We start from the raw sequence: 13,881 nt of genomic DNA, 5'->3' as shown, positions 1-13,881 counted from the left end.
CGCGAGCGGGTCCGGGGACCCGTATGCTCGTCGTCATGAGTGCCGCACATCCCGTTCGCCGACGCGACGGCGCCGCGACCCGTGAGGCGATCCTCGCCGCCGCGGTCGTCGAGTTCACCGAGCACGGCTACGCGCGGGCCGGGGTCCGGCAGATCGCCGAGCGAGCGGGTGTCACAGCGATGATGATCAACCGCTACTTCGGTTCGAAGGAGCTTCTGTTCGCTCAGGCCGTCGACCGTGCCTTCGGCCCGCCGACCGTCGTCGGCGACGAAGCAGCCGGGCTCGCGCACTCCATCGCGCGGACTCTCGCCGAGCGCACGGGACCTGAAGCCGAACGACTCGACCCGTTCCTCCTGTTGCTCCGGTCGGCCGCGGACCCGGAGGCGGTGGACATCGTCCGGCGGGGTGTCGAGACACATGTGGGGGCCCGGCTCGCCGGGCAGCTCGACGGTCCCGACACGGAGGTCCGCGCCCAACTGGGACTCGCGGTGATCGCCGGTACCTGGTTGCTGCGCAGCGTTCTCGGCACCACCGCGCTCGCCGCCGCCGACAACGACCGTCTCACGGGCCTCCTGGCCGACATGCTCGGCCCCGTCACTCACACGTCCGGCCTCCCCCACCCGTCCAAGGCCGGCCCGGACCGCGCCCACGGGTAGCCGTCGGCACCCGGTGTCGCGGTCGGCTCAGAACGCGGAGCGGATCAGACCGCCGTCCACCCGGATCGTGGCTCCGCTGACGTACTGGGCGTAGTCACTGCACAGGTACGCCACCGCCGCGGCGATCTCGTCGGGCTCACCGAAGCGTTCCTGGTCGTTGGGGATCAGGGCGTTGACGGCGTTCGGCTGGATCTCCTCCCAGGTCTCGCCCCACCCGCGGGCGGGACCGATCTCCGTGACGAGTTCCTTCGTGGCCTCGACGAGGATCGCTCCGGGCGACACCACGTTCGAGGTGACGCCGGTGCCCTTCAGTTCGCGGGCCAGGGACACGGCGAGGTTGTGCCGGGCGGCCAGGGTGGCGTTGTACTGCGGGTGGGTGTTCATGGGTTGGGAGGCGAGACCGCCACCGATGGTGACGATCCGGCCCCAGCCGCGCTCGCGCATCGCCGGGACCAGGTGCTGGATCATCCGGACACCCGAGACGACGTTGACGTTGTAGGTGTTCCGCCATTCGTCGGGGCTCGCCTCGGTCCACGACAGGTGGCGGTAGAAACCCGCGTTGTTGACGAGGATGTCGACGGCGCCGTCGGCGGAGGCCGCCCGGGCTACCTCGGCGGCCGCGTCGTCGTCGGCGAGGTCGCCCACGACCGTGGTGGCGGTCCCGCCGGCCTCCCGGATCTCGGCCGCGACCTTGTCCGCACGCTCCTTGTCCCGGCCGTGCACCACGACCGTCGCGCCCTCCGCCGCCAGCAGCTTCGCGGTGGCCTCGCCGAGCCCGGAGCTCGAACCGGTGACGAGTGCGCGCTTGCCGGTCAGATTGAGGTTCATGTCTGTTCTCCTCGGGATTTCCGTGCCATGACGGCAGGGGTTCGTGTGCCGCGTTTCGTTAAGTCTACACCGGTAGACTTAGCTCGCGCGGGACAGTCCTGCGGTCGCCGCGCGGCAGGCCCCGATGCCGGAGTCCCGGAGGCCTAGAACGCCGGATCGCCCGGTCGGCACCATGGGGAACATGGCCGACCGGGCGATCCAGGTCATTCATTCGGTTGTGCCGGGCCGTCAACGCCGCTGGACACGGCCGGTGTCTACAGCCCCAGGTCGAGGGCGAGGCAGGAGTAGTAATTCCACGAGCCTTCGGGGTCGTACGATCCGTTCGCCCCGCCGGCCGGAGCGGCTTCGACCGCTTCGGTCATGTCCTCGAAATGTACGCGCTCGGGAAGCTTGCCGAACCGCGCGTGCCGTACCGCCGCCTCGGCGTCTTCCTTGCTGAGTCCCTTGTTCATGACCGTGCTCCACTTCGTCGATCGTGGACGGCGTCCTGATTGTCGCCCGGACGGTTCTCAGCATGTCGCCTCATGCGTCACCTGTCAAGCCGGTGACGTGAGACGGGTGTGCACCTCACCCCATGGCGGCCACTTCGAGCACCGCGGCGGCGAAGGCGTCGGGCCGCTCCTGGGGGAGGTTGTGACCGGCGCCCGGGACGACGTGATGCTTCCAGGGGCCCGTGAAGTGGGCGGCGTAGCCGCTGCCGTCGGTCGGCGGGATGACGCCGTCCTGCTGTCCGTCCAGGGTGACGGCGGGGACGGTGATCCTCGGCTGCCCCAGCAGTCGCGCCTCCAGCTCCGCGTACCGGGGATCGCCGGGGGCCGCGCCGAGCCGGTGCCGGTAGCTGTGGATCACGACGTCGACGTAGTCCGGGTTGGTCCACAGGGGTGCCGTCTGGGCGAACTCGGCCTCGGTGAACTGCCATTGAGGCGAGTTGCGGTGCCAGACGACCCGGGCCAGGTCCTCCCGGTTGCGCTGAAGCCCCTTCCGGCCCCGCTCGGTGAGGAAGTAGAAGAAGTACCAGTAGCCCTCCTCCAGCTCGGGGGCCAGGGGCTTCTGCGCGACGGCGAGGTTCTGGACCAGGTAGCCGTTGACGCTGACCACGCCGGTGCAGCGCTCCGGCCACAGTGCCGCGGCGACGTCACCGGCCCGGCCGCCCCAGTCGTACCCGGCGAACAGCGCCCGGGGCAGGCGCAGCGCGTCCATGAAGGCGATCAGGTCGGCGCCCAGGGCCGCCTGTTCGCCGGAGCGGGGGGTCTCGACCCGCAGGAAGCGGGTCTCCCCGTGTCCGCGCAGGTAGGGGATGAAGCAGCGGTGGCCGCGCCGGGCGAGCACGGGTGCCACCTCGGCGTAGGAGCCGACCGGGCTGAAGGGCCAGCCGTGCAGGAGGATCACGGGCTGGCCGTGGGCCGGCCCGACATCGTGGTAGGCGATGTCCAGGACGTCGGTGCGGACGTGGCGGACCGGCCCCAGGCCGTGCGGGCTCCGGCCGGCCGGAGTGGCGTTGGTACGTGCCGACGCCTGCCGCGCTCCGGCGAGACCGGCGGTCCCGGTCGCCGCCGCCGTGGTCACGGCCTGGGTCAGTCTCCGTCTGCTGATCATGTCGGTCCCTCGCGTTCGATCCGGAGCAGGTGAGACACGTGTGCACATCTTCGCATCCATCACCGCTCTGACAGGTAACGAGGATCATCATGCCGGGCGCCCCTGTCAAGGAAGCGTGAGGCGTGAGCGGGGCGTCCGGCGAACCGGGCGAACCAGTCCAATGACTTACATGTCACGGGCCTGCCGGTGGCCGGGGCGCGAGAACCGACAGCCAATCGACGGAGGACGCGCGTCGCCACCGCGGCGAGAGTGGAGACACCTCACCCCCTCTCGCCCCATCGCTGATGGGCAACGGAAAGCAGGACAACGTCATGGCTCGTACGTGGTTGATCACCGGCGCGTCCCGAGGGTTCGGGCGCGCCCTGGCAGAAGCGGTGCTGGAGAGCGGCGACCGGCTCGTGGCGACCGCCCGGCGCCCGGAGCAGCTCGCGGACCTGGTCGCCCGCCACGGTGACCGGGTGCGGGCGGTGGCTCTGGACGTCACCGACACCGCCGCCGCCCAGGACGCCGTCCAGGAGGCCGTCGAAGCCTTCGGCCGACTGGACGTGGTCGTGAACAACGCCGGGTACGCCAACAGCGCCCCGATCGAGGAGATGGCGGAGGACGACTTCCGCGGCCAGTTCGAGGCCAACTTCTTCGGCGTCGTCAATGTCACCCGCGCCGCCCTTCCGGTGCTGCGCGCGCAGCGTTCGGGCCTGTTCGTGCAGTTCTCCTCACTGGGCGGCCGGGTGGGCGGCACGGCCGGGATGGGGGCGTACCAGAGCGCGAAGTTCGCCGTGGAGGGCTTCTCCGAGGTGCTGGCCACCGAGGTCGCGCCCTTCGGGGTCAAGGTCGTCATCGTCGAGCCGGGCGCCTTCCGGACCGACTGGCAGGGCTCGTCGATGGAGCTGCACGCGGTGGGTGCCGACTACGAGGAGACCGTCGGCGCCATGAACACGTACCGGGCGGAGAACAACGGCACGCAGCCCGGCGACCCGGTCCGTGCGGCCAGGGTCCTCGTCGACGTCGTACGGCACGACGACCCGCCGCGCCGGCTGCTGCTCGGGGCGCAGGCCGTGGCCATGGCCCTGGAGGCGGGCGAGGCGCGGGCCGCGGAGACCCGCAAGTGGGCCGAGGCGAGCAGCGCCGCGGACTTCCCGGCCGGGGAGTAGCCCTTCCCCTCCCCCGTCTCACCTGCCTCTTCAACCTCACTCTCATTCGCAACCGCATCTGAAGGAGATCACTCCATGTCTCGTAAGACCTGGCTCATCACCGGCGCCTCCAGCGGCCTGGGCAAGGCCCTCGCCGAACACGTCCTCGCCCAGGGCGACCAGGTGGTGGCGACGGCGAGTTCGACACGGGCCACCACCGAACTGGCCGCGCGCTACCCGCAGACCGCGCTGGCGGTCAAGCTCGACGTCACCGACGCCGGGGACCGGATCGCCGCCGTGCGTGCCGCCGAGGAGCGCTTCGGGAGCATCGACATCCTCGTCAACAACGCCGCCATCGACTTCGTGGGCGCCCTGGAGGAACAGGAGGAGGACGACTACCGCAGGCTGTTCGAGGTCAACTTCTTCGGCGCGGTCGCCCTCACCCGGGCGGTGCTGCCCGGTATGCGAGCGCGGCGCAACGGCGTCATCGTCAACGTGTCCTCCATGGACGGGCTGGCGAGTCTGCCCGCCAACGGCTACTACTCCGCCAGCAAGTTCGCGCTGGAGGGGTTCACCGAGGCCCTGTGGCAGGAGATCGAGCCCATCGGCCTGCACGCGATGATCATCCAGCCGGGTTCCTTCCGGACCGGCATAGAGAACCGGACGAAGGTCTCCGGTGAGGGCATCGACGACTACGCCGCCACCGCCGGGGCCTTCCGGGCCATGATGGGCAGCCTCACCCCGGAGATGTTCCCCGGTGACCCGGAGCGAGCCGCCGAGGCGATCTACGAGGCCGTCGGGGCACCGGAGTTGGCGCACTGGGTGGTGCTGGGCAGTGACGCCCAGCGGCGCATCGGCGTCAAGCTCGACCAACTGCGGGCCGAGTTCGAGGCGGGCCGGGAGCTGGCGTTCAGCACGGACTTCCCGGGGGCCGCGGACAACGCGGTGCTCTGAACGCGAGAAGCGACGCCGACGGCGGCAGGTGGTACGGGCCACCTGCCGCCGTCGGCGTTCGTCGTGGGCCGTGCGGTGCGCACGGTGCGGGTCAGACGGTGATGGTCTTGTACTCGGTGTAGGTGCCGAGGCCGACCGCGCCGTACTCGCGGCCGATGCCGCTGGCCTTGAACCCGCCGAACGGGCCGTCGAAGGCGATGGACGCCCCGTTGACCGTGATGGTGCCGGTGCGGACGCGACGGGCCACCTCCAGGGCGTGGGCCTCGTCGGCGGACCAGACGCCGCCGGACAGGCCGTACTCGGAGTCGTTGGCGATGCGGACGGCCTCGTCCTCGTCGTCGTAGGCGATGACCACCAGGACCGGGCCGAAGATCTCCTCCTGGGCGATGCGCATGGAGTTGTCGACGTCGGCGAAGAGGGTGGGCGTGACGTAGTTGCCCTTCTCCAGGCCCTCGGGGATGTGCGGGCCGCCGGTGACCAGGCGGGCGCCCTCCTCGATGCCGAGCTGGATGTAGTTGCGCACCCGCTCCTGCTGGTCGGGGCGGATCATCGGGCCGATGAAGGTGTCGGGGTCGTTCGGGTCGCCGACCTTCAGCGACTCCACCAGCGTCTTGAGCCCGCGCACGACCTCCTCGTACCGGCTGCGCGGGGCCAGGATGCGGGTCTGGGCGATGCAGGACTCGCCGTTGTTGAGCAGGGAGCCGAACTTCACGCCCGCGACGGCCTTCTCGATGTCGGCGTCGGGCAGGATGATCGCGGCGGACTTGCCCCCGAGCTCCAGGCTGACCCGCTTGAGCTGCTCGCCGGCGATCGCGGCGATGCGCCGGCCGGCCCGGGTGGAGCCGGTGAAGGCGATCTTGTCGACGTCGCCGTGCGACACCAGGTACTCACTGGTCTCCCGGTCCGCCGGCAGGACGCTGATCACGCCCTCGGGCAGGCCCACCTGCTCCAGCAGCTCGGCCAGGAAGCCCATGCTCAGCGAGTTCTCCGGGGAGACCTTCAGGACCACCGAGTTGCCCGCGAGCAGCGAGGGGATGATCTTCGAAGTGGCGGAGGAGAAGGGCGAGTTCCACGGGATGACAGCGGCCACGACGCCGATCGCCTCCCGGCGCACCACGCTGCGCACCGGGGACGCCGGGTCGGAGGGCACGAGGGTCTCCTCCCAGCGGAACTCCTCCGCCGCCTTGAGGTAGGCGTTGGCCTGCCGGGTCAGGCCCGGCTGCCCTGCGCGGGTGAACCAGCCGGCCGAGCCGTTCTCCAGCGAGATCAGGTGGGCGATCTTCTCGGCGTTCTCCTCACGCAGCGCGTTGAACCGGCGCAGAGTGGCGATGCGCTCGGCGGGCGGGGTCAGACGCCACTCGCCCTTCTCGAAGGAGGCCCGTGCCGCGGCGACGGCACGGTCGATGTCCGCCGGCTGCGCCTGGGCGGCGCGGCCGACCACGGACCGGTCGTGCGGGGAGGAGATGTCGAGCAGCTCCGGGTTGCTCGGCTCGACCCAGGTGCCTCCGATGAAAAGTCGGCCGTAGGTGATCATGTGCGTTCTCTCTTCCCGTGCAGTTCGTAGACCGTGACTTCTAATTGCCACTTCAATGTAGCACTTCGTTTGGTTAAGTTCTCATAAGCGTGCCCTGAAGGGCTTCATTTTCTACATGAGCGTTACTCTTGTGGGATGAGAGCTGATGCAGCGCGCAATCTCGAAGCCGTCCTGACCACCGGCGCACGCATGCTCGCCGCCGACCCCGGCACGAGCATCGCCAGCATCGCCACCCAAGCCGGAGTCGACCGACGCACCGTCTACCGACGCTTCGCCTCCCGCGAAGACCTCCTCGCAGCCATCTACGACGCCCGCCTCACCGCCATCGAACACGCCATCCACGACGCCCGACTACGCGAAGCACCCGTCACCGTCGCCCTGCACCGCTACGTCGAGAACATCATCACCGTCAACCGCACCTGGCCCGTCGACCTCGCCCGCATGCTCACCGACGAGGCGATCCGGCGGCGCCGGAACACCTGTATCGCCGAGGTGGAGACCTTCCTGCGGCGGGCGGCCGACGAGGGCCTGCTGCGCCGGGACCAGCCACGGGGCTGGGCGGGACCGCTGCTGCCCGAGCTGGTGCATCTGGCGGCACATCAGCTCGCCCACCTGAGTCCGGGACAGGCGGCCGACGTGGCGGTCGACACGTATCTCCGCGGGCTCGGCGGCACGGCCGGTCTTCCGGGTGACCGCACCGCGCACCCGGGAGCGAGCGGGGGCACGCACCCGACGGGTACGGAAGGGCAGTTGACCATGACAGGCGAGTGGCCGGAGTCGTCGCAGGCCGCGCCCCGCGACTCGCTTCGCCGCGAAAACAGAGCAGCACACACCTAGGCTCGACATGTGCACACATGTGACGAGTTCGTCAGTGGGAGGAGTGGGGTGCCGTGGAGTCGGTCATGACGATGATCGGTCGGGACGTCGAGCGAGGTCGGCTGTCCGCGTTCGTGACGGCCACCGAGGGCCAGGCCCTCGTCCTCAGGGGAGAGACCGGCGTGGGCAAGAGCGCCCTGCTCGACCATGTCGCCCAGGCCGCGGCCCGGTCCGGCCATACGGTGGTCAGGGCCGCCGGAGTCGAGGCGGAGTCCGGCCTGCCGTTCGCCGGTCTGCATCAGATGCTGCACTCCCTGCTGCCGTCCGCCGACAGCCTGGACCAGGTGCACCGCGCGGTGTTCGAGACCGCGTTCGGGCGCAGCTCCGGAAAGCCTCCGTCGGTGATGTCGCTGGGCATCGCCGTCCTGGACCTGCTGTCGCTGGCGTCCTCGGCACAGCAACTGCTGCTGGTCCTCGACGACGGCCAGTGGCTGGACTCCTCCAGCGTCGCGGTGCTCGGCTTCGTGGGGCGCCGTCTCACCGGCGGCTCGGTGCGGCTCGTGGTCGCGCTGCGCTCGGACATCGCCTCGGACTTCGACACCGCGGCCCTGCCCGAACTGCCGGTCACGGCGCTGCCGGACGCGGCCTCCCGACAGTTGCTGGACCAGCGCCATCCGGGCCTGGCCGCACCGCTCCGCCAACTGGTGCTGGACCACGCCCGGGGGAACCCGCTGGCCCTGCTGGAACTGCCCGCGCACATCGAAGTCGGGCCCACGGAACTGACGACCGCCGGAGCCCTCGGTCTCCGCGACACCGCACTGCCACTGCCCCGGCGTCTGGAACACGTCTACGGCACACGTATCAAGCGGCTCGACAGCCGTGTCCGTGAGGAGCTGCTGCGGGGCGCGCTCGACGGTGTCGGTGCGACTCCGGGCACGGCATCCGCGCCCGGTCGCTACCGCATGCGGGACGCCGACGAGGCGGTGACCGCCGGGCTGCTGGACATCGACCCGCTCAGCGGCGACTTCGTGTTCCGGCATCCGCTGGTGCGGTCCACCGTGGTGCAGACGGCCACCCCCAACGAACGGCGTGCGGCCCACGCCGCCCTCGCCCGGGTCCACCGCGACGACGTCGAGCGGCGGGCCACTCACCTGGCGGCCTCGACGGTCGACCCGGACGAGGAGGTGGCGACGGCGCTGGAGGCGGCGGCCGCGTCCGCGACCCGGCGGGGCGGCGCTGCGGCCGCGGTCGCCTGGCTGACCCGTGCCGCGGAGCTCAGTGAGCACCACGAGGACCGTTCCCGCCGGCTGGGCGACGCAGCTTTCGTCGCCGGACACGCGGGACACTTCGACCAGGCGCAACGGCTGGTGCGCTCCGATCGGGCACCGGGCGCGGACGAGTCCCCCGCGTCGGTGGTGACCTCGGCCTACATGGCGCTGTTCGAGGACGGCGACGTACGGCGCTCGCACCGGCAGGTGACAGCGGCGATAGAGCGGCTGCACGCGCAAGGGCCGCAGGAAACGTCCGAGACACTCACACGGCTGGTCAACCTGCTGCTGTCGATCGACCAGTACGCCGGCGACCCGGCCCAGTGGGAGGAGACCCGCACGCTGCTCGGCTCGCTGGGCCGACTGGTCCCGTCACGCTCGCTGCTCTACCGCGACGCGTGGGGTGACGTGGTCCGCCATGGCGCCGGGGTGGCGGAGCGGGTGGACCGCGCCTTCGCCGGTCTCGCGGACATGGAGCCGTGGGACCTCACCCGGCTGGCCGTGGCCGCCTACCACGTGGACACGCTGAGCCGGTACCGACCGCACCTCCAGCGCACCGTGGACGCCGAGGCCGACACGGGGTTCCTGCGCAACAGCAGCACCGCGCTGCACCTGATCATGCTGGACCAGATCGCGGTCGGCGAGTGGGACGAAGCCGAGCGTACCGGGCAGCGCTGCCTGCAACTCACCACGTCGCACGGCTATGTGTTGCTCGTTCACCACACGCAGGCCTATCTGGGGTTGCTCGCCGCACTGCGCGGCCAGGTCGAACGCGCCCGGGAACTCCAAGCAGGCGTCGACGCATGGGCCCGCCCCCGCGGCATCGGCTTCCTCACCCAGATCACCGACACCATCGGCACCACCGCAGCCCTCGCCGAAGGCGACTACGAAGCCGCCTACCTCCACGCCATCGGCATCACCGCCCCAGGCACCTTCCAGCCCTACGCCCACCAAGCCCCCCGCACCCTCCTCGACCTCACCGAAGCAGCCCTCCACACCGGCCGCACCGAACAAGCCCACCAACACGCCACCGCCGCCCAGCAGGCCGGACTCCCCGACATCTCCCCCCGCCTGCACCTCCTCACCCACGGCGCCCTCGCCCTCGCCACCCCCGACCCCACCCAAGCCGACACCCACTACCACCACGCCCAAAACCACCCCGACGCCACCACCTTCCCCTTCGAACTCGCCCGCATCCGCCTCGCCCACGGCACCCGCCAACGCCACACCCAAGGGCCGAAGAGCGCCCGCCACCTCCTCGTCCAGGCCGTGGAGGCGTTCGAGCGGCTGGGCGCGGAGACCTGGGCGGAACGCGCCCGCGCCGAACTGCGCGCGACGGGCCTGGCCACCCGTACGACGGCGGCCCATCTCGCGGCGCTGACCTGGCAGGAACGCCGCATCGCCGACCTCGCCGCCGGCGGCCTCACCAACAAGGAGATCGGCGAACGCATGCACCTCTCCCCCCGCACCGTCAGCTCACACCTCTACCGCGTCTTCCCCAAACTCGGCATCACCAGCCGAGCCGCCCTACGCGACGCCCTGGCCAAGTGGGAGGGCGAGCAGAGCGTCTGACCGGCGAGAAGTGTTCCCTCAGTCGAATGACTGACCGGGCTGAGCTCCGCACACCTGTGCCGACCGGACGGATCCGACCGTCACATGACTGATGTGTCCGGTTTCGTTACGGGAGAGAGTATGGGCATCACCCCCGGTCGTCACCTGTTTGACAGGTGACGCACGCTGTGCGAGGGTCGTCGCGCCACGGGCTCGACGAGCACGGCCGGTCATCTCGAACGCACCTCGGAGGACTTCTCATGATCAACAGGCGTACCTTCAGCAAGGCCGTCGGCCTCGGCACCGGCGCGGCCGCGGTCTCCCTGGCCGGCCTGCAGACCCAGGCGTCCGCCGCGACCGGCTCGCAGCAGTCGAGCGGCGCCGCGGCTCCGACGGTGCCGGCCATCACGCCCGGCACGCACACCGAGTTCAGCAAGCTGAAGCACGTCAAGGCCGGTGTCCTGGACATCGGTTACGCCGAGGCGGGCCCCGCGCACGGCCCGGTCGTCGTGCTCCTGCACGGATGGCCGTACGACATCCACAGCTTCGTCGACGTGGCCCCGCTCCTGGCCGACCTCGGCTACCGGGTCCTCGTCCCGTACCTGCGCGGCCACGGCAGCACCCGCTTCCTGTCCCGCCACACGCCCCGCACCGCCGAGCAGTCCGCGATCGCGCTGGACATCATCGCGTTCATGGACGCCCTGAAGATCGAGAAGGCGGTCCTCGCCGGCTTCGACTGGGGGTCGCGGACCGCCGACATCATCGCCGCGCTGTGGCCCGAGCGCGTCAAGTCCCTGGTGTCGACCAGTGGTTACCTCATCACCGACCGCAAGGCGCAGTTGGGTCCCGCGATCCCGGCCGTGGAGCACAACTGGTGGTACCAGTGGTACTTCGCCACCGACCGCGGCGTGCAGGCCATGACGGACGTCGACAAGCGCATCGACCTGTGCCGCTACGTGTGGACGCTCGTCTCCCCGAACTGGAACTTCTCCGACGCCACCTTCGCGCGCACCGCGGAGGCCTTCAAGAACCCCGACTACGCCGAGATCGTCCTCTACAACTACCGCTGGCGCATCAGCCTGATCGAGGGCGACCACCGCTACGACCGCTACGAGCGCCTGCTGGCCGCCCAGCCCTCCATCGCCGTCCCCACCGTCACCCTCGACGCGGCCCTGGACCCGTTCACGGCACCGGGCGACGGCTCCTCGTACCGCAACCACTTCACCGGCCCCTACCTGCACCGGACGATCGAGAACATCGGTCACGACCTGCCGCAGGAGGCGCCCACCGCCTTCGCCCAGGCCGTGGTGGACGCCGACCACCTCTGAGTCCCGGCCACCTTCAAGTCCCGGCCACCGCCCGGAAACGGCCACCGCACCCGGCAACGGCCATCTGCCATCGCACCGGACGCCTCCCCGCACCGGACGCGAGTACCGACCGTGCACGGCCGTCGCCCGGACCCCCGCGCGCTCGTCCGCGCCCGTCCACCCCCCGCCACCCACCGGGCGTCCCGCACACCGTGCCGGGGCGCCCAGGAGGAGCCCCTGATGAGCGAAGTCCAGTGGAACCGGCTGACCGCCGCCGAGCTGCGTGCCCTGGCGGCACGGGACGCGGTGGTGTTGCTGCCCATCGGGGCCACCGAGCAGCACGGTCCCCATCTGCCCACCGGCGTCGACGACTTCCTGGCCGCGGAGGTGTGCCACCGGGCGGCGCTCCTGGCCGCCGAGCACACCGGGGTGGTGGTCACTCCGTCCGTGCCGACCGGCCTGTCGGAGCACCACATGGCGTTCGGCGGCACCCTCACCCTCAGCCTGCCCACCCTGCACGCGCTGCTGCGCGACATCTGCCGCTCCGTGATCCGGGCGGGCTTCGCACGCATCCTCATCGTCAACGGACACGGCGGGAACATGACCGCCCTCAACGCCCTGACGACCGAGCTGACCACGGAGCTGTCGACGCCGATCGCGTTCGCCAGCTACTTCGGCGCCGGCCGGGAGGTGGTCCGCGAGACCCTGGAGACCCAGGACGGCCTCATGCACGCGTGCGAGGGGGAGACGTCCATGATGATGGCCGCCCACCCGGACCTGATCCGCGCCGAGCACCTGCCCGAGGCGCACGGGCCGCGGATCACCCTGCCCGCGGAGTCCACCGACCCCGTGTACATGGCCGTGCCCTTCGACCGGATCACCGAGTCGGGGGTCGCCGGCGACGCCCGGGTCGCGAGCGCCGAGAAGGGCGAGCGGATGCTCTCCGGCTGCGCGTCGGCACTGGCGGACATCATCGTGCGCGACCCCTGGGCGAAGTAGCCGGCCGCATCCGCCGACCTTTCATTCGTCACCACCTTGACAGGTGATGATCTACGTGAAAGATTCGTCACCAGTCAGAACGGTGACGCGTTCCGGGTGAACCGGAACACCGTGAGTACCGAGACCAAGAAGCATTCCTGAGAGGGGTTTTGTCGTGGTGAGCATCAAGGGTGGACGCAGGCGGCTGGTGACGGGCGCGGTCGCGACGGCGGCGGCAGGTGTGGCGCTCGGCGCGTTCGCCCTCAGCGGCACCGCCAACGGCGCGACCGAGACCGCCGCGGCGGGCGGCGCCACCAAGCACGCCAAGCCCACCATCGTCCTGGAGCACGGCGCCTTCGCCGACGGCTCGAGCTGGAACGGCGTCATCACCAAGCTCCGCGCGGACGGCTACCCGGTCGTCGCCGCCGCCAACCCGCTGCGCGGACCGGCCTCCGACGCCGCCGCCCTGCGCACCGTCCTCGACCACGTCAAGGGTCCCAAGATCGTCGTCGGCCACTCCTACGGCGGCAACGTCATCAGCCAGGCCACCACCGACGACCCCGACGTCAAGGCCCTGGTCTACGTGGCCGCCTTCCTGCCCGCCCCCGGCGAGAGCGCCCTGGAGCTCACGAACAAGTACCCGGGCTCCACCCTCCCCGGCACCCTGGACCCGGTCACCTACCAGCAGGCCGATGGCTCCACCGCCACCGACCTGTACATCCAGCAGGACAAGTTCCACCACCAGTTCGCCGCCGACGTCCCGGCCGGCCAGGCCGCCCTCATGGCCGCCGAACAGCGCCCCATCGCCCAGGCCGCCCTGGAGGAGAAGGCCACCACCGCGGCCTGGAAGACCATCCCGAGCTGGGACATCATCACCACCGAGGACCTCAACATCCCGCCGGCCGTGCAGCGCTTCATGGCCAAGCGCGCCCACGCGCACACCACGGAGGTCGCCGCCTCCCACTCGGTCGCCGTCTCCCACCCCCGCCTGGTGGCGAACGTGATCGAGCGCGCGGCCCGCGCCACCGTCCGCTGACACCCCCGCAGGGCGGCGGGACCGATCGACGGTCCCGCCGCCCTCGGCCGTTCCCGATCCCGTCGCACATCGCCCATGTGTGTGATCCGCAGGAGAATCGACGACATGAGCTCACATCCCGACCCGCATGCCCTCGGTGCCTTTCTGCGGGCTCGGCGGGCACAACTGGACCCCCAGGAATGCGGCCTGCCCGCAACCGACTCCACCCGCCGCGTCACAGGACTGCG

At 70.8% G+C, this 13,881-nt stretch carries 11 protein-coding genes and 2 pseudogenes; 9 read left to right on the top strand and 4 right to left on the bottom strand.

Annotated features, from left to right (window positions below; all coding sequences use genetic code 11):
- The first annotated feature begins 35 nt into the window (after positions 1-35).
- Positions 36-656, top strand: a complete 621-nt coding sequence (locus tag ACZ66S_RS39480; RefSeq protein WP_469906411.1) for a TetR/AcrR family transcriptional regulator — start codon at positions 36-38, stop codon at positions 654-656.
- A gap of 27 nt (positions 657-683) precedes the next feature.
- Here the strand turns inward: ACZ66S_RS39480 and ACZ66S_RS39475 are convergent, their stop codons facing one another.
- The 3 genes from ACZ66S_RS39475 to ACZ66S_RS39465 all read right to left on the bottom strand — a co-directional run bounded on the left by ACZ66S_RS39475 (position 684) and on the right by ACZ66S_RS39465 (position 3,080).
- Positions 684-1,484: an SDR family NAD(P)-dependent oxidoreductase gene (locus ACZ66S_RS39475; protein ID WP_469906410.1), complete on the bottom strand. Its 801-nt coding sequence runs from the start codon at positions 1,482-1,484 to the stop codon at positions 684-686.
- A 254-nt stretch (positions 1,485-1,738) separates the two neighbouring features.
- Entirely contained in the window at positions 1,739-1,936 is a 198-nt protein-coding gene (locus ACZ66S_RS39470) for a hypothetical protein (protein ID WP_469906409.1), read from the bottom strand.
- A 115-nt stretch (positions 1,937-2,051) separates the two neighbouring features.
- Positions 2,052-3,080, bottom strand: a complete 1,029-nt coding sequence (locus ACZ66S_RS39465) for an alpha/beta fold hydrolase (protein WP_469906408.1) — start codon at positions 3,078-3,080, stop codon at positions 2,052-2,054.
- Between the two features lie 311 nt (positions 3,081-3,391).
- Between ACZ66S_RS39465 and ACZ66S_RS39460 the strand changes: the two genes are divergently transcribed.
- Positions 3,392-4,231: an oxidoreductase gene (locus tag ACZ66S_RS39460; RefSeq protein ID WP_469906407.1), complete on the top strand. Its 840-nt coding sequence runs from the start codon at positions 3,392-3,394 to the stop codon at positions 4,229-4,231.
- 75 nt (positions 4,232-4,306) lie between these two features.
- On the top strand, positions 4,307-5,164 hold the full coding sequence (locus ACZ66S_RS39455) for an SDR family NAD(P)-dependent oxidoreductase (protein ID WP_469906406.1): 858 nt from the start codon (positions 4,307-4,309) through the stop codon (positions 5,162-5,164).
- A 91-nt stretch (positions 5,165-5,255) separates the two neighbouring features.
- On the opposite strand, the gene ACZ66S_RS39450 is transcribed toward ACZ66S_RS39455, so the two are convergent.
- The gene (locus tag ACZ66S_RS39450; protein WP_469906405.1) at positions 5,256-6,698 is read right to left on the bottom strand and encodes an aldehyde dehydrogenase; all 1,443 of its coding nucleotides are present in this window, start codon (positions 6,696-6,698) and stop codon (positions 5,256-5,258) included.
- Between the two features lie 189 nt (positions 6,699-6,887).
- Here ACZ66S_RS39450 and ACZ66S_RS39445 point away from each other — a divergent pair.
- The 6 genes and pseudogenes from ACZ66S_RS39445 to ACZ66S_RS39420 all read left to right on the top strand — a co-directional run.
- Positions 6,888-7,373 (top strand): annotated as a pseudogene (locus ACZ66S_RS39445) (TetR/AcrR family transcriptional regulator); the annotation flags it as partial.
- Positions 7,374-7,606: 233 nt separating this feature from the next.
- Positions 7,607-10,354, top strand: a complete 2,748-nt coding sequence (locus ACZ66S_RS39440) for a helix-turn-helix transcriptional regulator (RefSeq protein ID WP_469906460.1) — start codon at positions 7,607-7,609, stop codon at positions 10,352-10,354.
- A gap of 239 nt (positions 10,355-10,593) precedes the next feature.
- Complete coding sequence (locus ACZ66S_RS39435; protein WP_469906404.1) at positions 10,594-11,661, top strand: alpha/beta fold hydrolase; 1,068 nt, start codon at positions 10,594-10,596, stop codon at positions 11,659-11,661.
- Positions 11,662-11,880: 219 nt separating this feature from the next.
- Positions 11,881-12,639, top strand: a complete 759-nt coding sequence (locus ACZ66S_RS39430) for a creatininase family protein (RefSeq protein WP_469906403.1) — start codon at positions 11,881-11,883, stop codon at positions 12,637-12,639.
- A 154-nt stretch (positions 12,640-12,793) separates the two neighbouring features.
- Positions 12,794-13,654, top strand: coding sequence for an alpha/beta fold hydrolase (locus ACZ66S_RS39425; RefSeq protein WP_469906402.1), 861 nt, complete (start codon positions 12,794-12,796; stop codon positions 13,652-13,654).
- A 105-nt stretch (positions 13,655-13,759) separates the two neighbouring features.
- A pseudogene (locus tag ACZ66S_RS39420) lies at positions 13,760-13,881 on the top strand (transcriptional regulator); the annotation flags it as partial.

The sequence above is a fragment of the Streptomyces sp. NPDC107471 genome (genome assembly GCF_055582845.1).
The sequence above is the reverse complement of the archived record's forward strand: the minus strand, read 5'-3'. Positions and strand labels throughout refer to the sequence as shown.